This is a genomic window from Streptomyces cahuitamycinicus, from assembly GCF_002891435.1.
Taxonomy (GTDB): domain Bacteria; phylum Actinomycetota; class Actinomycetes; order Streptomycetales; family Streptomycetaceae; genus Streptomyces; species Streptomyces cahuitamycinicus.
Window position 1 is genome coordinate 16,249 of sequence record NZ_POUC01000035.1, and the last position, 17,666, is coordinate 33,914.

General features: G+C 72.2%; 14 protein-coding genes. 11 read left to right on the plus strand and 3 right to left on the minus strand.

The annotated features are described in order from the left end of the window. Positions 1-9: 9 nt before the first annotated feature. Together C1J00_RS07605 and C1J00_RS07610 are read left to right on the plus strand one after the other, a co-directional pair. A complete protein-coding gene (locus C1J00_RS07605; protein WP_102908261.1) occupies positions 10-324 on the plus strand; it encodes a hypothetical protein in 315 nt (104 codons plus the stop codon). Beyond that, the gene (locus tag C1J00_RS07610; protein WP_146046150.1) at positions 308-3,511 is read left to right on the plus strand and encodes a CHAT domain-containing protein; all 3,204 of its coding nucleotides are present in this window, start codon (positions 308-310) and stop codon (positions 3,509-3,511) included. Before C1J00_RS07605 ends, C1J00_RS07610 begins: the two co-directional genes overlap by 17 nt. Positions 3,512-3,805: 294 nt before the next feature. Here the strand turns inward: C1J00_RS07610 and adh are convergent, their stop codons facing one another. Both adh and C1J00_RS07620 read right to left on the minus strand, forming a co-directional pair. Beyond that, positions 3,806-5,323 (minus strand): aldehyde dehydrogenase, encoded by a 1,518-nt coding sequence (adh, locus tag C1J00_RS07615; protein ID WP_102908263.1) that lies wholly within the window; start codon positions 5,321-5,323, stop codon positions 3,806-3,808. Positions 5,324-5,424: 101 nt separating this feature from the next. Then, positions 5,425-6,648, minus strand: a complete 1,224-nt coding sequence (locus tag C1J00_RS07620; RefSeq protein WP_102908264.1) for a GAF domain-containing protein — start codon at positions 6,646-6,648, stop codon at positions 5,425-5,427. Between the two features lie 297 nt (positions 6,649-6,945). Here C1J00_RS07620 and C1J00_RS07625 point away from each other — a divergent pair, with 297 nt between their 5' ends. After that, the gene (locus tag C1J00_RS07625; protein ID WP_102908265.1) at positions 6,946-7,341 is read left to right on the plus strand and encodes a hypothetical protein; all 396 of its coding nucleotides are present in this window, start codon (positions 6,946-6,948) and stop codon (positions 7,339-7,341) included. On the opposite strand, the gene C1J00_RS07630 is transcribed toward C1J00_RS07625, so the two are convergent. After that, positions 7,307-7,795 (minus strand): hypothetical protein, encoded by a 489-nt coding sequence (locus C1J00_RS07630; protein ID WP_102908272.1) that lies wholly within the window; start codon positions 7,793-7,795, stop codon positions 7,307-7,309. The two genes, C1J00_RS07625 and C1J00_RS07630, sit on opposite strands and share 35 nt — an antisense overlap. A gap of 694 nt (positions 7,796-8,489) precedes the next feature. Here C1J00_RS07630 and C1J00_RS07635 point away from each other — a divergent pair. The 8 genes from C1J00_RS07635 to C1J00_RS46500 all read left to right on the plus strand — a co-directional run. Beyond that, positions 8,490-10,349 (plus strand): phage tail sheath subtilisin-like domain-containing protein, encoded by a 1,860-nt coding sequence (locus C1J00_RS07635; protein WP_102908266.1) that lies wholly within the window; start codon positions 8,490-8,492, stop codon positions 10,347-10,349. Between the two features lie 33 nt (positions 10,350-10,382). After that, on the plus strand, positions 10,383-10,907 hold the full coding sequence (locus tag C1J00_RS07640) for a phage tail protein (RefSeq protein ID WP_102908267.1): 525 nt from the start codon (positions 10,383-10,385) through the stop codon (positions 10,905-10,907). Between the two features lie 128 nt (positions 10,908-11,035). After that, positions 11,036-11,770, plus strand: coding sequence for a T4 family baseplate hub assembly chaperone (locus tag C1J00_RS07645; protein WP_102908268.1), 735 nt, complete (start codon positions 11,036-11,038; stop codon positions 11,768-11,770). Beyond that, a complete protein-coding gene (locus tag C1J00_RS07650) occupies positions 11,763-12,515 on the plus strand; it encodes a hypothetical protein (RefSeq protein WP_102908269.1) in 753 nt (250 codons plus the stop codon). The genes C1J00_RS07645 and C1J00_RS07650 overlap by 8 nt, the downstream gene beginning before the upstream one ends. Positions 12,516-12,584: 69 nt before the next feature. After that, complete coding sequence (locus C1J00_RS07655) at positions 12,585-13,517, plus strand: Pvc16 family protein (protein WP_102908273.1); 933 nt, start codon at positions 12,585-12,587, stop codon at positions 13,515-13,517. Positions 13,518-13,549: 32 nt separating this feature from the next. Continuing rightward, positions 13,550-15,820, plus strand: coding sequence for an AAA family ATPase (locus tag C1J00_RS07660; RefSeq protein ID WP_102908270.1), 2,271 nt, complete (start codon positions 13,550-13,552; stop codon positions 15,818-15,820). Further along, positions 15,811-16,149 (plus strand): hypothetical protein, encoded by a 339-nt coding sequence (locus tag C1J00_RS07665; protein WP_245936239.1) that lies wholly within the window; start codon positions 15,811-15,813, stop codon positions 16,147-16,149. The genes C1J00_RS07660 and C1J00_RS07665 overlap by 10 nt, the downstream gene beginning before the upstream one ends. Continuing rightward, the coding region (locus tag C1J00_RS46500) for an eCIS core domain-containing protein (protein WP_146046151.1) at positions 16,146-17,666 on the plus strand (1,521 nt) is incomplete at its 3' end. The genes C1J00_RS07665 and C1J00_RS46500, both read left to right, overlap by 4 nt.

Genomic DNA, 17,666 nt, shown 5'->3' on the forward strand with positions numbered 1-17,666 from the left:
AGGGAGCCCATGGACTTCCACGATCTGCAGGTCATGCTGACGACCTTGGTGCGTCTTCCCACGGTGGACGACCAGGCCGAATACGTACGCACGCATCCGGCCCTGCGGAATCCCGCCCGCAACCCGGTGCTCAGCGGGATGTACGCCCACGCCCTACAGCAAGGGGACGACCGGCTCGGGGCGAGCGTGGAGCAGGTGATGAAGCTGCTCGACCTCGCCGACCAGTTCGGTCTCGGCCTCGCCGCGTCACTCGTCAAGGCGGGCCCAGGACAAGGCATGATCATCGGCGACACGGCCATACCTCTCGATGACGACGACTCCTGATCCCCGGCAGCTCGCCCTCGTGGCCTCCTTCGTCCAACAATTTCGATCCAAAGCCGCCGGCGTCGCCCGACCGGACGACGAGGTCCGGGAGGCGGCGAGAAGCCTGGCGGCGTCGCATCCGCTGCCGCCGGACGTCGCCCGACTGCTGGGCTGGTATCACTGGGCCCGCTACCGAGCAGCGCCTCCGGACCCGGCGGGCAACGCGGACCTGGACTCCGCCTTGAGCTGCTTCGAGGCTGCCGGAGAGGCCGTGCTGTCCGACGACGGACTGCCCGCACTCGTACGCGACCACCTTCTCGCGTCCCGCTGGCGCCTCCCCAGCACGCAACCGCCGCTCGAGGTGCGCGTCCAGGCGATCGACCACCTCCTGCACGGCGCGGCTGCACGAGGAGACGCCGGCATGGCCCGGCAGGCACTGCGCCTGGCGCAACAGTGCCTGGACGGCCTCGGCGAGACCCACCCGGGCCGGGCCGAAATCCGCATCCGTGTCTCGCTCGCCTGTGCCTGGATGTTCAGGGCCGGCGGGGGCAGGGAAGCCGTGGACCAAGCCGTGGCGGAAGCGAGGAACGCGGTCGGTGCCGCACCCGAGGACGGCCTTCTCCGACGCAAGGCCTCCCTTGCTCTGGCGTCGGCCCTGGAGCAGCGCTTCGACGAGTTCAGGTCTATGGGCGACCTCAGCGAGGCCATCGCGATCTGCCGCGTCCACGCGCCATCGCCTGAAGGGGACCCTGTCGGCCGCAGCCACCGGAGCCTGCTCGCCGAGTGCCTCCAACTCAGGTACGAGACCACTGCCGATGAGCGCGACGCCCGCGAGGCCAAGGAACAGCTGGAACACCTGCTGGCCACGGACGGCTCCGATGGAGCTTCGTACGCCGCGTACCGGTCGTCCTTGGCGGCGCTCCACCTGGCCCAGTACGAACGGACCGGCACAGCGGAACATCTAAACGAGTCGACAACGCACTCCCGCAGAGCCCTCGCTGCCGCCGAGCCGGCGCAGCCCGAACGCGCGGAGATGCTCGAACGGCTTTCCCTTGCGCTGCAAGCCCGCTTCGAGCGGACCGGCGACCCGGGGGCCCTCGACGAGGCGATCGACGTGGGCGAGAAGGCCGTGCGGCTGTCGCACCCGGGCGAGCGGCGCCACACGCGGTACCTCTACGGGCTGCTGATGGCCTTGCGCATACGCCACGACCTGGCGGGGGATCCACGCGATCTGGACAGGGCCATCGCCCTCGGAAGGGCCGCACGGGAGCTCGGGTCGGCAGGCAACCAGACGGCTCTGCTCGCGCACCAACTGGGCATCGCCCTTCGGCGCAGGCACGAAAACCGCCACGACGGCGACGATCTCGACGAGGCACTCCGGATCGCGCGACTCGCCTGCGATCAGACCCAGGGCACCCCGAGGGAACAGGCCGCGGCACTGAACAGCCTCGCCCACGGTCTTCGCGTGCGCGAGCCCGACACCGCGGCACACACCTACGAGCGTGCGCTGGAACTGCTCGGGCCCGCGGATCCGGCAAGGGCCGCCGCCCTGGTGGGCCTGGGCGAGGTACGGGAACGGACCGGACGCGATGGGGGCCCGGCCTTCCGTCAGGCCGCGAACATCACCGCGGCGACGACGTCCGTCCGGCTCGGGGCCGCCCAGCGTTGGCGGGACGCGTCGATCGCACACCGCGACTGGCCGGACGCCCTCGACGCCGCCGCCACGGCCGTGGAACTCCTTCCGCGGCTGGCAGGGATCGAGTTGTTGCGCAAGGACCAGGAGGAGCAGCTCGCCGCCCAGTCCGGACTCGCGTCCACCGCCGCCGCAGTGGCCCTGCAGGCCGGTGACGTCGGTGCGGCCGCCGTGATGCTGGAGCAGGGCCGTGGCGTTCTGCTCGCCAGGGCGCTGGACGCCCGTACCGATCTCACCGCGCTGCGGGAACGGGACGAGGCGCTGGCTGCCGAGTTCGCGACACTGTGCCGCGCACTGGACGCGGGAGGCCGTGAGCATTGGTCCGGCACGGGTACCGATCTCGCCGACCACCGTCACCATTTAGCGGGGGCATGGGATCAGATTCTGGAACGGATCCGGGAAGTCCCGGGATTCACCGACTTCCTCAAACCTCTGTCTCTGGAAAAGATCACGGCCGCCGCTGTCCACGGACCGATCGCCATGGTGAATGTGCATCACATCCGATCCGACGCGCTCGTCGTCAAGCCGGAAGGCATCAGGCACATTTCCCTGCCACGGCTGACACCCGGATCAGTGAGGCAGCGGGTCACAGCACTCCTCACGTCCGGTGACGAGGACCGGGAACAACGGCTCCTCGGCATGCTGGGCTGGCTGTGGGACACGGTGGCGGGCCCTGTGCTCAAGGCCGCCGACATCGTTGCAGCCGCCGTCCCGGAGGGTTCGGCGACCGACCCGGTCAGCAGGCTCTGGTGGTGCCCGACCGGACTGCTCTCGCTGCTGCCCCTGCACGCCGCCGGGCACCACCACACGCGGTCCGACGCCGTGCCCATGACGGTGATGGACAGGACGGTCTCCTCGTACACGCCGACCATCAGGGCACTCCTCCACGCACGCCGACCTGCCGAACAGGGACAACCGAGCTGGGCGGGTCGGGTCTTCGCCGTCGTTATGCCCCGCACCCCCGCTGAGGCGAACATCCCCGGCGCCGGGCGCGAAGCCCGTCTGCTGACGGAGAGGTTCGGGACGCGAGCGGAGATTCGCGAAGGAGCGGAAAATCTCCATGCCGCGGTGCTGAGCGAGTTGCCGCGCTTTCCCTGGGCACACTTCAGCTGCCATGGCGTCAGTGACGCACAGAACCCCTCCAGGAGCCGACTCCTCCTGTACGACCATTCCGAGCGCCCCTTCACGGTGACGGATGTAGCGCGCCTTCGGCTCGGGCACGCGGAACTGGCGTTCCTCTCCGCCTGTTCCACCGCGCGCACCGGAACGGCCCTGGCGGACGAGGCCATCCAACTCGTATCGGCCTTTCAGCTGGCCGGCTACCGGCACGCCATCGGCACGCTCTGGGAGATCGGGGACGGGCCGGCGGTCCGTATCGCGACGGACGTCTACACCGCGCTGGAACCCGATGCGCGCAACGCCGCGCTCGCCCTCCACAAGGCGCTCCTGCGACGCCGTACGAACGCCGGGAATACCCCGTCCGTCTGGGCCGCCCATCTGCACAGTGGTGCGTGAGGGCATGATCCGGCGAACACCATCCGTGTCGCGGTCATCAGCGACAACGGCGGGCACTTCGCCGACGCCGAGTTCACCACCACGGCCGCTGGACACGCGGCGGCTTTGGCCTCGCGCTCATGGGCGGGCGGCTCGTGGGGTGATGTCCTCCGGTGCCATTTGGTCCGTGACTGGTCCGGGAGGGGCTCCCCTCGACGCCGGAAAGCGACGAGAGGCCCCAGTCAATCACAGCGGGTAGCTACCCTTGCGGTTGCCTGGAGGGCGATGATGCCTCCAGGCAACCCGACTCAAGCTCTAGAAGAACCCGAGCTTCTGAGGGCTGTAGGAACAGAGAATGTTCTTCGTCTGCTGGTAGTGGTCGAGCATCATCTTGTGCGTCTCGCGCCCTATCCCCGACTTCTTGTAGCCGCCGAACGCCGCGTGCGCCGGGTACGCGTGGTAGCAGTTGGTCCAGACGCGGCCCGCTTTGATCTCGCGGCCCAGGCGGTAGGCCGTGTTGCCGTCGCGGGTCCAGACGCCCGCGCCGAGGCCGTACAGCGTGTCGTTGGCGATCTTCAGGGCCTCGCCGACCGAGTCGTACGTCGTGACCGAGACGACCGGGCCGAAGATCTCCTCCTGGAAGATCCGCATGTCGTTGGTGCCGCGGAAGATGGTCGGCTCGATGTAGTAGCCGCCCTCCAGACCGGGAACCGCGCGGGGATTGCCGCCCGTGACGATCTCCGCGCCCTCCTGCCTGCCGATGTCGAGGTAGGAGAGGATCTTCTCGTACTGGTCGTTGCTCGCCTGCGCGCCGATCATGGTCGCCGGGTCCAGCGGGTCGCCGCCGACGATGGCCCGGGTGCGTTCGACGCAGCGGGCCATGAAGTCGTCGTAGATGGAGGAGGGGATGAGGGCGCGGGACGGGCAGGTGCAGACCTCGCCCTGGTTGAGGGCGAACATCACGAAGCCCTCGACCGCCTTGTCCAGGAAGTCGTCGTCGGCGGCCATGACGTCGGGCAGGAAGATGTTCGGGCTCTTGCCGCCCAGTTCCAGGGTGACGGGGATGATGTTCTCGCTCGCGTACTGCATGATCAGGCGGCCCGTCGTGGTCTCGCCGGTGAACGCCACCTTGGCCACCCGCGGGCTGGACGCCAGCGGCTTGCCCGCCTCCACGCCGAAGCCGTTGACGACGTTGACGACGCCCGGCGGGAGCAGGTCGGCGATCAGGTCGATGACGTAGAGCAGGCTGACCGGGGTCTGCTCGGCCGGTTTGATGACGACGCAGTTGCCCGCGGCCAGCGCCGGGGCCAGCTTCCATGTGGCCATGAGGATCGGGAAGTTCCACGGGATGATCTGCCCGACCACGCCCAGCGGCTCGTGGAAGTGGTACGCGACGGTGTCGGCGTCGATCTCCGCGATGCTGCCCTCCTGCGCGCGGACGACTCCGGCGAAGTACCGGAAGTGGTCCACGGCCAGCGGGATGTCGGCGGCCAGGGTCTCGCGGACCGGCTTGCCGTTCTCCCACGTCTCGGCGACCGCGATCTTCTCCAGGTTCTGTTCGATGCGGTCCGCGATCCTGTTCAGGATGTTCGCGCGCTCCGTCGTGGACGTACGGCCCCACCGGTCGGCCGCGCGGTGGGCGGCGTCCAGGGCGAGGTCGACGTCGGCCGCGGTGGAACGGGCGACCTCGCAGAAGACCTTGCCGGTCACGGGCGTCGGGTTCTCGAAGTAGCGGCCCTCGACGGGCGCTGCCCAGTCGCCGCCGATGAAGTTGTCGTAGCGGCGGGCGAAGGTGACGATGCTGCCTTCGGTTCCTGGCTGCGCGTACACCATGGCGGCTCTCCTCGGTGAAGGGCGGTGCGGGACGGGTTGCGACGTCCCTCACTGTGCTCCCGGGAGGTTGGTGCAAGGTTGGCGCCGCGGGACGCGGAGTGTCAGTCGTGCAGGGACGCCGTCAGCCGGCCTCGCGCGATCGCGCGGCGCGTGTCGTCCGGGCCGAGCAGCCGCAGCGCGTGCTCGTGTACCTCGGCGTCGTACGGGACCCGTTCGCCGTAGCGAAGGGCGTGCTCCGGGCGCGTGCTCGCCAGTACGGCCTCGCGTACCGCCACTTCGAGGCGCGTGCGCCACTCCTCGATGCCGGGGGCCTCGGAGCGGGGCAGGAGCGGGCCGCCCCAGCGGCGCAGCGCGGTGTCCGTGTCGCCCTGCTCCAGCGCGCGCAGGACGTCGGCGGCGTCGCAGGACACCGGGGCGGTGAGGGCGTAGTGGCGGGGGGATATCGCACCGCCCAGCGCCCGGCGCAGGTGGGAGATCTCCGCCTTGAAGGTGGAGGACGTGACCGGACGGTCGCCGTAGAGGGCTGCGCGCAGCCGCTCGGGGGAGAAGCCGCCGGGTTCGAGTGCGAGGAGGGTGAGGATCTCCAGCTGGCGGGGGCGCAGGGGGAGTGGCCGCCCTTCGTGCACGGCTTGTTCGGAGCCCAGGCACGTGAGCCGCAGCAGGCCCGGGCGGGGCGCCTCGGTGCTCAGGCGGGCTTCGATCGTCGACACCAGCGTGCGGACGGTGGACATGGCCAGGGGGTGCGAGCGGTCCCAGGTCGTGGACAGGTCCAGCACGCCGAGGACGCGGCCGTCCCGGTCGTGCACGGGGGCGCAGTAGCAGACCCAGCCGTGCAGGGCGGACACCAGGTGCTCGGCCGAGAAGACGGAGCTGGGGCGGCCGGTGCGCAGGGCGAGGGAGAGCGCGTTGGTGCCCATGGCCTGCTCGTCCCAGCGGCCGCCCGGCGCGAAGTTGACCCGCTCGGCCCGGCGGCGCATGGTCGGGCCGCCGCAGGTCCACAGGATGGTGCCGGCCTCGTCGGTGACCGCGGTGACGAACCCGGCGTCCTCGCCGATGCTGTGGAGCTCCCCGGCGAGGGCGGAGACCGGCCGGTACAGCGGTGAGGACGTCCAGCGCTGGTGCACCTGACCGCCGTCGGTGACCGGGGCGCTGTCCCGGCCCGGGTCCACACTGCCCAGCGAACGCGCCCAGGACTCGGTCACCTCGTGGCGCAGTGCAGCGGTGCCGCCGGGCCGCGCACCCGGGACGCTCAGCCGCGGCACCCAGCGGGACCACTCGTGCTCCAGCACGGCCCTGCGCTGCTTGAGGTCAGGGCGCTGTGACATGGCCTCTCCCTGCCGTCGTACCGGTGTCTCGGCGTGAGGTCAGTGTTACCGGACGCGCCCGCCCCGGTCGAGAATTCCGGCGGACCCGGAACGATGTTCCGCATGGGTGGCCGGGGGCGACCGACTGGCCTGGAAGTGACATGTGGCCTGGAATCGCCCCCGGTCCTGAACGGGCGACCGCCCGACTGGATGTTTGTCCGGTGCCCGCGTGCCGCCGTACGGGTGACGGGTTCACTCGACCCGACGGACGGGGTCCGGCCCGCGTACCGCCGGTGCTCGGCGCCGCGTTCCCCTGGCATGGACAGCACGGAGACGGTGCGGCGCCTTCCCGGGAACGATGCCGCGCCCCGCTCGTACGCCGAACTCACCGCCGGATACACGGGACATCCGCCGATCTACGCCGCCCTGGTCGCCGAGTGGGAGGCGCGCGGCCACACGGTCCCGGAGCACCGCGACGGCCAGTGGGTCTCCTTCGCCGCGCCGGCCGAGAGTGAGACCTGGACCGCCGTCACCTCGTGGACCGCCGGCCGGCACATGGGCCCGGTCGTCCCCACCGCTCCTCACCCCGCCGCCGGCCGGGCAGGGGCCGGCCCCGGTGGCACCCGCGCTGCCTCCGGCCGCCACCCGGGCACGGTGGGGCTGCCTTCCGGAGCCCGCCTCACCAGCCGTCCGGCACCGCCGGCTCCGCGCTGACCGGCGCCAGCACCGCGAGGGTCCCACTGGCCTCCCGCAGAGCCGATTCGAGCGTGCCCGGGGTGTGCAGCGTGCCGGTTCCGTCCGGCGGGACGAGCCACTCCAGTCGGCCGGCGGGCCGGTACGGCGGCGGCACGGCGACCCAGGAGCCCCGGCCGACGTGCCGCACGCCGAAGCCGACCCATTCGCTGACCGGGTCGGGCGGCAGGAAGAACCCCACTCTGCGGGCCGCGCAGTCCACCAGGGTGGGGCCGGGCACCTTCAGCGGGTCGCGCCACAGGAGGTCGAGCGCGAGGAGGCCGAGCCGGTCGGGGACGCTGAGCACGTCCCAGTACCGCCCGGCCTCCACGAGCACCGTTCCGGTGCCGTAGTCCCACTCCCGCTTGCACTCCTGAGGGTCCGTGGCGGCCGCGGCGAGCCACTCGACGGCTTGCTTCCACATGACGCTCTGCATGGCCACCCCAGGCACAGTCGACGGCGCCGCGGTCCGGCGCGCGCTGGACACGGCCGGTGACCCGCGGGGTTCCGCGTGCCGCCCGGCCACAGCCATGCTCGTAGATATTTCTACGGCCCGGAAGGGGTGGCGTGGTCTGGCGTTTCGGTCGGGCATGTCCCGGTCGAAAGGGGGCACCCGTAGGTGCGTCCCGTAAGTCCGCGATCAACTTCGTGCGCGTCCATGCCCCCCCCGACGGATTCGGCCACCGAAGGGTGTGTGCGACTCGGGGAGAAGCCGAGGAGCGTAGGACTCCGCCGCCGCGGACACGGGTCCGTCAGGCATGCCGTCCGCGCCATCGGCGCAGCGGTGTGCGGGAGGTGTGGACCGGTTCACGAGGGCGCGCGGGCACGGTGTGCGGATCCGGGAACTTTGCCTTCACAAAACCTTCCTCCGTGCTGGCCAGAACCCGTCTTGTTGGGTCAACTCCGTAAGCAGCAGGGTGGGTTGAGCACTTGAGCATCAGGAGTCACAAGCGATGCGCTTGGCCCGTGCGACCGACAGCACGGGCATCGACGGGGGAACTGATGACGGGCGCGTGGCCACTGCCGACAGGGTGAGTGGCACCTTCGCGCACCACCAGGAACGTCCCTCCCTCACCGCCTCTTGGTGCCTTCATCGGGTGCCCGATACAGGGACAGGAGGGGGAACGCCGATGAGTGCAGTGAGCGCCGCCAAGCCGACGTATCCCGGTGTCTACGTCGAAGAACTTCCCAGCAGCAGCCGTACCATCTCGACCCTGACCACCTCGGTGACCGCCTTCGTGGGCCACACCCGGCGTGGTCCGCTGAACGAGCCGGTGCGCGTCACCAGCTTCACCGAGTTCGAGCGCCGCTTCGGGGGCCTGAGTGCCCGCAGCGCCGTCGGCTACGCCGTCCACCAGTTCTTCGGCAACGGCGGCACCGTCGCGGTGATCGTCCGGGTCGCCAAGGCCGGCAGTGGCAAGGCCGCCTGCGTCACGCTGGAGTCCACCGAGGGCCACAGCGAGAGCCGCGTCCTCGCCGTGCACGCCAAGGAGCCCGGCGTGTGGGGCAACGGCCTGCGCGTCGCCGTCGACCACGACACACCCTGCCCCGACGAGACCTTCAACCTGCGCGTCCACGACGCCAAGGGCGAAGCCCGCGAAAGCTTCACCGGCCTGTCCACCGACCCGTCCAGCGGCCGGTACGTGCAGACCGTCGTCAACGCCGGCTCCCGGCTGATCCGCGTCGAGGTCGTCGGCGAGGGCCGCCCCGACCCCTCGGGCACCGTCTCCAGGCCGTTCGGGCACGAGCTGCCCGACCTGGCCGTCGACCTCACCGTCAAGATCGGCGACGTGGAGCGGGAGTTCACCCTCCACGACCCCGACGGCGACGGCGAGGCCCCGGCCTCCGTCACCGAGCTGGCGCTGCTTCTGGAGCGCAAACTGCGCGCCCTGCCCGACGCGCCCGGCAAGCACGCCTTCGCCGGCGCCGAGGTCACCGCCTTCGGCCGCCGCGTGCAGGTCGTCGCGGGATCCACCGACCCCGACGATGTCGTGCGCTTCCTCGGCGAGTGCGCCAACGACCTGGGCCTGGAGGCCTCCGTCAACCCGCCCGTCTTCCCCCTGGAGGGCGGCGAGGACGGCGAGGCGCCCGGACCGCGCGACCTCATCGGCTCCGAGGCCGACAAGTCCGGCATCCAGGCGCTGCGCGGCGTCGCCGACGTCAACCTGCTCGCCCTGCCCGAACTCGCCGCCTACGAGAAGACCGAAGACGCCCTCACCGTCGTCTCCGCCGCCCAGCGCCTGTGCCAGGAGCGGCGGATCTTCCTCCTCGTCGACGCGCCCGGCACCTGGGTCAGCGTCGACACCGCCCGCGCCGGTCTCGCCGCCTTCGACGCGGTGCGCGGCAACCACGCGGGCCTGTACTTCCCGCACCTGCAACTCACCGACCCGCTCACGGGCAGGCTGCGCTCCTTCCCGCCGTGCGGCGCCGTCGCGGGCGTCGTCGCCCGGACGGACTCCGAACGCGGCGTGTGGAAGGCCCCGGCCGGGACCGAGGCACGGCTCGCCGGTGTCCACTCGCTCACGGTCGACCTGACCGACCGCGAGACCGGCCTGCTCAACCCGCTGGGCGTCAACGTCCTTCGCACCTTCCCGGTGACCGGCCCGGTGGTCTGGGGCGCCCGCACCCTGGAGGGCTCCGACGCCCTCGACAGCGAGTGGAAGTACGTCCCCGTACGGCGGCTCGCGCTGCACGTCGAGGAGAGCCTCCAACGCGGCCTGCAGTGGGTGGTGTTCGAGCCCAACGACGAGAACCTGTGGCAGCAGATCCGGCTCGCCGCCTCCTCGTACCTGCACACGCTGTTCCGCCAGGGCGCCTTCAAGGGCGGCACGCCCCGCGAGGCCTACTTCGTCAAGTGCGACGGCGACACCACGACCGCCGAGGACATCGAGAACGGCGTCGTCAACGTCCTGGTCGGCATCGCGCCGGTCCGCCCGGCCGAGTTCGTGGTCGTCAGGATTCAGCAGACGTCCGGCCAGTTCGCGCTCTAAGGAACGCTCCAAGGAACCCCTGAGGACATTTCGATGGCAGAGTTCACGGTCAACGCCCATCGCTTCGACCCGTACAAGAACTTCAAGTTCCTGGTCCTGTGGGACGGTCGGACGGTCGCCGGCATCAGCAAGATCAGTCCGCTGAAGCGGACCACGGAGGTCGTCAAGCACCGGCACGGGGGTGACCCCTCCTCCCCGCGCAAGTCGCCGGGCCGCTCCGAGTTCGAGGGCGTCACCCTGGAACGCGGCGTCACGCACGACCCCGAGTTCGACCGCTGGGCCAACAAGGTCTGGCAGGTCGGCGCGGGCCTCGGCTCGGAGGTGTCCCTGGCGGACTTCCGCAAGGACATCGTGATCCAGGTCCTCAACGAGGCCGGGCAGGTCGCCGTCTCGCACAAGCTGTACCGGACCTGGCCGAGCGAGTACCAGGTCCTCGGCGAACTGGACGCCAACGCCAACGCGGTCGCCATCCAGTCCCTGAAGCTCGAATGCGAGGGCTGGGAGCGGGACTACGAGGTGCCCGAGCCGGAGGAGCCCTCGTTCCTCAACCCGGCGTAGGCGCTCCGCCGGGAAGCGCCGCGGTGGGTTCGTGGTTCGTCACCGGGTTCGTCGTGGCTTGTCGCGCAGTTCCCCGCGCCCTTTTGGGCACGTACTGAACCCGCTGAGACACAGGCACTGGGGGAGGCATGGCCATCACACAGGCGGCCGAGTTCCTGGCCACCTGGGAGACCGGGCTGGCCCAGGCTCCGGCCGGGCGCGCGCTGCTGCTGCACCGGGCCGCCCGGCCGGACCTGGGCGGCGACCAGCAGGCGCTGCTGACGCTGCCGGTCGGGGAGCGCGAGGCGGACCTGTTCGCCCTGCGCCAGGCCCTGTTCGGCGAGCGGATGCAGGTGCGCCTGGACTGTCGGGCGTGCGGCGCGGACATGGAGTTCGAGCTGGACGCCGGGGAGTTCGCCCGCACCCTGGCCGACCGGGGCGATCCGCTGGTGCGGGTCGCCGAGGACGGCTGGGAGGTCGAGTTCCGGGTGCCCGGCGTCGCCGACCTGACGGCGGCGGCCCGGGACGCCGACCCGCGCCGAGCCCTGCTGGCCCGCTGCCTCGTCACCGCCGTACGCGACGGACAGCCCGTGTCAGCGGACACGCTGCCCGTCGCCGTACAGCGGCGGATCGCCGAGGCGGCCCAGGCGGCCGATCCAGGCGGCGACGTCGCGCTCACCATCGCCTGCCCCGAATGCGGGGAGGGCACCCGGGCCGAGCTGGACATCGCCTCCTACCTGTGGGCCGAACTGGACGCCTGGGCCCGGGACCTCCTGCTCGACGTCCATCTGCTCGCCACCGCGTACGGCTGGAGCGAGCCGGAGATCCTGGCGCTCAGTCCGCTGCGGCGCCGTTACTACCTGGAGCTATGTGCGGATGTCTGAGTCCACCGCTGGGGGCCGGCCGGAGCCCGACTTCCTCGACCGGCTGCTCGCCCGGCACGCGGCGCCCGCCGTGCAGCGTCCCGGCGTGGTGCGGGTACGGCCGCGACTGGCCGGTCCGTTCGAACGCGTCGAGGCGGTGAAGGCCGCCGCACCGGACCCGGACGGCACCGAACCGCTGTGGCCCGTCGCCGCCCCGGCCGCCGTCGCCCGGCCGGACAGGGCACGCCCGACGGGTCGCGAGGTCGTCCGTACGGAACGGGAGCGGACGGTCGTACGGACCGAGCAGGCCACGGCATCCGTCGAACCCGCACCTCGTCCGGCGCGGCCGACCGGATCCGAAGGGCCGCTGCTGCGTCCCGTCACACCGACGGGCCCCGTACTGCGGCCGGTCCCCGACACCGCGCGCCGGGCGCCGGGCCGGGGCCGTACGGAGCCGGCGGCCCTCACGAACGCGGCGTCCGTGCCGACCCCCCCTGGAGCGGACGCCGCTCCCCGCGCCGCCGTGTCCGCCCCGCTGCTCCCCAGCGCGGCGGACACGGCGGCCGCACGGGATGCCGTCCGGCAGGCGGCGGCCCGGCGCCCCGGCCGCCAGACCGAGCAGGTGGTTCAGGTGCAGATCGGGCGGCTGGAGGTCACGGCGGGCGGGACGCCTCAGGGCGGAGGCGGCGGGCCCCGGCCACGGGACGCCGAACGCCCCCGGGCCGCGGTGAGCCTGGCGGACTACCTGGCCAGGGGGCGCGAGTGAGCGCCGACCGGCACGCAGATGTACGACGAGAAGCACCAGGACGCGGAGAGGGACCGAGGAACTGACGCCATGAGCAACGCACTTGCCCTCGCCCACGTCACCCAGGCCCTCGCCCTGCTGATCGAGGACAACCTTCCGCCGGACATCGATATCGCGGTGAAGGTCGAGCCGCGCAAGCCGCCGGCGGACCCGCCTCTCGAGCCGACCATCACCGTGTTCCTGTACCAGGTCACGCCCAACACCTCGCAGCGCAACAACGACCTGCCGACCCGGGCGTCCGACGGGACGCTCGTCCGGCGGCCGGCCGCCGCGCTCGACCTGCACTACCTGATCAGCGCGTACGGCGAGGAGGCGGAGCTGGTCGGGCAGCGTCTGATCGGCTCCGTGGTGCGCACCCTGCACGAGATACCCGTACTCCCCAAGGACATCATCGAACTCGCCGGTCATCGGCCGCACTTGGGCGGGAGCGACCTGGCCGGGGCGGTGCAGCGGGTGCGGTTCACCCCGACCGCGATGGACGTCGACGAGACGTCCAAGCTGTGGGGGATGCTCCACCAGACGCCGTACACGCTGTCGGTCGTCTACCAGGCCGTACTGGTCCTCATCGACGGGCGGGGGACGCCGGTTCCGGCGAAGCCGGTGGAGCGGCCGGAGGTACGGGTGCTGCCGTTCGGGGCGCCGGGCGCGCCGGAGCCGCCGGCTGTGGGGCAGCGGCCCGGGGTCGTTCCGGACGCGGGTGGCGGGGCGCCCTCGCAGGACGGTGCGAACTCTCCCTCGCAGGACGGTGCGAGTTCTCCCTCGCGGGGGACCGCGGAGTCTTCTGACGTGCCTGCGAAGGCCGTCGCCAGGGCGGCGGCGAAAGCGCCGGCGAAGGCGGCTCGGGGCCGCAAGCCGGCACAGCCGGCCAGGGCCGTGAAGAAGACGTCCGCCAAGTCGGCCAAGTCCGCGCAGGTCCGGCCGGCGGCGGAGAACACGGACGGCGACGAGGACACGGAGAACTGAGGCACATGGGAGCGGCGGGGGCAGGTGAGGACATGGGAGCGCACGGTACGGCCGCGGCGGGGGCGACGGCTGCCGCCGCGGCGGGCGCCGGCACGACGCTGACGGCCGAGATCCGGCGTGTCCTGGCCCGCGTCGACGCTCATGCGTGTCGGGCCGTGGGGGAGGAGCTCGGCGACGCGGCCCCGGGTCACGGCTCGGAGCAGGACTCCGGCGGTGCGGGTGTGGGGCGCGCCACGGATCCAGGGTCCGGTGGCACAGCAGCGCGGCGCGCCTCGGAGGATTCCGTCGGCACCGCTGTGCAGGGCCCCGAAGGCACCGCTGTGCAGGCCCGCCCCGAGGGCACCGCTGTGCAGGGCCCCGAGGGCTCCGCCGCGCGGCATTCCCAGGGCACCGTTCCGCGGGACTCCGATGACACCACCGCGCGGGGCCGTGTCGGTACCTCGTCCGAGGGGCGCGGCGCCGCGCAGGCCCCCGTGCCCGAGGCCACGGCCGACGGCCCCGGTGTCGCCCCTCTCGACGCCCTTGTCACCTGCTTCGGGCTCACCGCCTTCGAGCGTGAACTCGTGCTGCTCACCGCCGCGCAGGAACTGGAGCCCACGACCGGCGCCCGCTGTGCCGCCGCGAGTGGTGATCCGGAGCGGGCGTACCCGACCTTCTCGCTCGCCCTGGCCGCCCTGGACGAACCGCACTGGAGCGCGCTGCCCCCCGTGTCGCCGCTGCGTCGCTGGCGGATCGTGGAGCTGGACGACGAGTCGCGGCTGACGACCTCCCGGCTCCGGCTCGACGAGCGCATCCTGCACTTCCTGCTCGGCTCGCCCTACCTGGACGCCCGGCTGCACGGCCAGGTGCGCCGCACACCGGTGCCCGACCGGCTGCCACCGTCGTACGACCTGGCCGCGAGCGGGGTCGCGGCCGGCTGGACGGACGGCGCCCGCCCCGACGCGCCGTTGCTCGTCGAACTGGTCGGCGGCGACCTGCGCAGCCGTGCCGACATCGCGGCCGCCGCGGCCGCGCGTGCCGGGCTCGGGCTGTACGCGCTGAGCGCCGAGGACATCCCCGTCGACCCCGCGGAGCGAGACCGGTTCGCCCGGCTGTGGCAGCGGGAGGCGATCCTGCTGCCCGCCGCGCTGCTCGTGGAGTTCGGCGAGCCGGACCGGGAGCAGCAGGCGGCCACGGAGGCGTTCCTGGCCGGGGCCGCCGTGCCGGTCGTCGTGTCGAGCGCCGACCCGCGCCGGACGGACCACCCGCACGGCACCCGGGTGAGCGTGCCGCGTCTGGACGACGAGGAGCAACTCGCTCTGTGGTCGGACGCGTTCAGCGACGTCGCCGATCTGGAGGACAACGAACTGCGGTCCCTGATCGCCCAGTTCCAGCTGCCGCCGCACGTCGTACGGTCCGCCGCCGCGACCGTACGCCGTGAACTGCCCCACGAGGACGAGCTCGACGCCGCGGGCCTGGCCTGGCGGGTCGGCATGGACGAGGCCCGGGTCGGCATGGACGAACTCGGCCGTCGTATCGAACCGCAGGCCGGCTGGAACGACCTCGTGCTGCACGAGCGCCAGACCAGCGTGCTGCGGGAGATCGTCGCGCATGTGCGCCGACGCGCCGTGGTCCACCAGGAGTGGGGCTTCGCGGCGACCCTGCGCCGCGGCCTCGGCGTCACCGCGCTCTTCGCGGGCGGCTCCGGCACCGGGAAGACCCTGGCCGCCGAGGTGATGGCGAAGGAACTCGGCCTCGACCTGTTCGTCGTCGACCTCTCACAGGTCGTCAGCAAATACATCGGCGAGACCGAGAAGAACCTCCGCCGTGTCTTCGATGCTGCCGAACGCGGCGGCGCGCTCCTCCTCTTCGACGAGGCCGACGCCCTGTTCGGCAAGCGCAGCGAGGTCAAGGACAGCCACGACCGGTACGCGAACCTCGAGGTCAGCTACCTGCTGATGCGGATGGAGGCCTACCGCGGCCTCGCCATCCTCACCACCAACATGAAGAAGGCGCTGGACAACGCCTTCCTGCGGCGCATTCGCTTCGTCGTCGACTTCCCCTTCCCGGCCGAGCACGAACGGGCCGAGATCTGGCGCCGCGTACTGCCGCCGCAGGCCCCGGTGAAGGACATCGACCCACAACTGCTCGCGCAGCTCACCGTGGCGGGCGGCTCGATCCGCAACATTGCCCTGTCCGGCGCGTTCCTCGCCGCCGAGGAGGGCGAGGCGCTCCAGATGCGGCACATGCTCGCGGGGGCCCGCACCGAATACCTCAAGCTGGAACGCTCCTTGACGCCGACGGAGGTCCGCGGATGGGTGTGACGCCCAAGGGTGTGACGCAGACCGGTGGAACGCAGACCGGTGGGACGCCGGTTGATAGGACACCGACGCCGCGCGAGATCCGCGTGGAAATAGGCGAGCTGGTCCTCGACGGCTTCCGCGCCGACCCCGACCGGGTGTCGGCCGCCTTCGAACATGAACTGACCCGGCTGGTCCGCGAGCGCGGCGTGCCCGCCGACGGCCCCTGGACGGCCGACGTCCTGTCCGGACTACCGCCGCTGCCCGCCGGCCTGTCCGCACGCCGCCTGGGGCAGGAACTGGCGCGCGCCGTGCACGAGGGCCTGTGCGGCCGTGGGGAGGTGACGTCGTGAGCAACTCCCCGACCCAGGACAGCCGTTCCGAGCAGTCCGCCGAGCAGCGCCGCCGCAAGCGCAAGGAGCGGACGGCCAAGTCCCGCGCCCCCGAGCCGAAGGACATCGTCAGCGGCGCCGGCCAGCCGCTCGACCCCGGCGTACGACGCGAGCTGGAGGAGCGCCTCGGGCACGACCTGAGCCGCGTACGCCTGCACACCGGCCGGGACGCCGGTCAGCTGGCGGGCCTGCTCGGCGCGGACGCGGTCGCCGTCGGCCAGGACATCTTCTTCGGCGAGGGGACGTACCGGCCGGGCACGGACGAGGGCCGCCGCCTGCTCGCCCACGAACTCCTGCACACCGTCCAGAACCCGCACGGCCTCGGTACCCTGCGTGCCGGGCGCGACCTGGGCGCGGTGAGCCTGCCGCAGCAGGCCATCGAGCGGGAGGCCGAGTCGGCAGCCCAGGACCTGGTACGGGACACCGAACCCGGGCCGGACTCGGCCGCGGACCTCGACCAGGCGCAGGCCACCCCCGGCTGGCTCCGCTACGCGACCGTCGACGCCGACCGCCGCCGCATGGAGCAACTGGACCCCGCCACCCTCGTCGACCGGCTCGCCAACGGTCTCCTGCGTTCCCTGCGCGGCGACCCGGAGGACAGGTCGGGGCGCGTACGGATCCAACTGGCCCGCATGGCGCCCGAGGTGCAGGACATCGTCCTGGACCGGCTGGAACTGCGGCTGCCCGCGTCTGTCGTAGACCGGCTGCTGGAGGGCGTGGAGGAGACGGAACGGGCAGGGCCGCTGCCGATGGATGCCGCGGCGGCTCCGCTCGCTGTCCCCGACGCGGCGGACGAGATCGAGGAGGAACGCGCCCGCGAGGACTCCGAGGCGGAGCGTGCCCCGGAACAGGGCGAACGGCCGAACGAGCCCGGCAAACCAGGCGGGAAACCGCACGACGGCCGGCCCGGGCCCGGCGGGAGCCGGGAAGAGGACGCCGCGGACCAAGGCGACGGATCCGCCTCCGGCGACGCCGGCCAGGAGAGCGCTCAGGGCGGCGCCGGCTCGGCCGGGCGGCAGCAGGAGGGCGCGAAGGACGAGCAGGAGCGCGCCCAGGACCAGCAGGAGGACAAGGACGCCTCCGGCCGGGACGCCGAGAAGGACGCCGCCGACGAACGCGAGGACGCCTCGGACACCGAACGCGCCCAGCAGGACCAGGACAGGCAGGACGAGCGCGACGCCGAGGAGGACGCGGGCGGCCCCGAGGATGAGGCCGCCCAGGAGCCCGAGAAGCAGGCCGGCGAGCAGGAACGGCGCGAGGAAGAGGGCGCGGCCGAGGCAACCCGCCGGCAGGCCCCCGCCCCTGGCGCTGTCGACCGCAGCGGCGCCGAGCCCGGCGAGAAGTCCCGGACCGGCGGTGACACCGGAGCGGCCCGTGCGGTGGGCGATCCGGAGAACGAACAGGACGCGGACGACGAGCCGTTGGGACTGGACGAGGAGTCCCAGCAGGACGATACGGAGCGGGAGGCGGGGGAGGCC

Bases quoted from the DNA above. Each gene is read 5' to 3' on its own strand.
- C1J00_RS07605 (WP_102908261.1), top strand. From the start codon at position 10: ATGGACTTCCACGATCTGCAGGTCATGCTGACGACCTTGGTGCGTCTT.
- C1J00_RS07610 (WP_146046150.1), top strand. From the start codon at position 308: ATGACGACGACTCCTGATCCCCGGCAGCTCGCCCTCGTGGCCTCCTTC.
- adh (WP_102908263.1), bottom strand. From the start codon at position 5,323: ATGGTGTACGCGCAGCCAGGAACCGAAGGCAGCATCGTCACCTTCGCC.
- C1J00_RS07620 (WP_102908264.1), bottom strand. From the start codon at position 6,648: ATGTCACAGCGCCCTGACCTCAAGCAGCGCAGGGCCGTGCTGGAGCAC.
- C1J00_RS07625 (WP_102908265.1), top strand. From the start codon at position 6,946: ATGGACAGCACGGAGACGGTGCGGCGCCTTCCCGGGAACGATGCCGCG.
- C1J00_RS07630 (WP_102908272.1), bottom strand. From the start codon at position 7,795: ATGCAGAGCGTCATGTGGAAGCAAGCCGTCGAGTGGCTCGCCGCGGCC.
- C1J00_RS07635 (WP_102908266.1), top strand. From the start codon at position 8,490: ATGAGTGCAGTGAGCGCCGCCAAGCCGACGTATCCCGGTGTCTACGTC.
- C1J00_RS07640 (WP_102908267.1), top strand. From the start codon at position 10,383: ATGGCAGAGTTCACGGTCAACGCCCATCGCTTCGACCCGTACAAGAAC.
- C1J00_RS07645 (WP_102908268.1), top strand. From the start codon at position 11,036: ATGGCCATCACACAGGCGGCCGAGTTCCTGGCCACCTGGGAGACCGGG.
- C1J00_RS07650 (WP_102908269.1), top strand. From the start codon at position 11,763: ATGTCTGAGTCCACCGCTGGGGGCCGGCCGGAGCCCGACTTCCTCGAC.
- C1J00_RS07655 (WP_102908273.1), top strand. From the start codon at position 12,585: ATGAGCAACGCACTTGCCCTCGCCCACGTCACCCAGGCCCTCGCCCTG.
- C1J00_RS07660 (WP_102908270.1), top strand. From the start codon at position 13,550: ATGGGAGCGCACGGTACGGCCGCGGCGGGGGCGACGGCTGCCGCCGCG.
- C1J00_RS07665 (WP_245936239.1), top strand. From the start codon at position 15,811: ATGGGTGTGACGCCCAAGGGTGTGACGCAGACCGGTGGAACGCAGACC.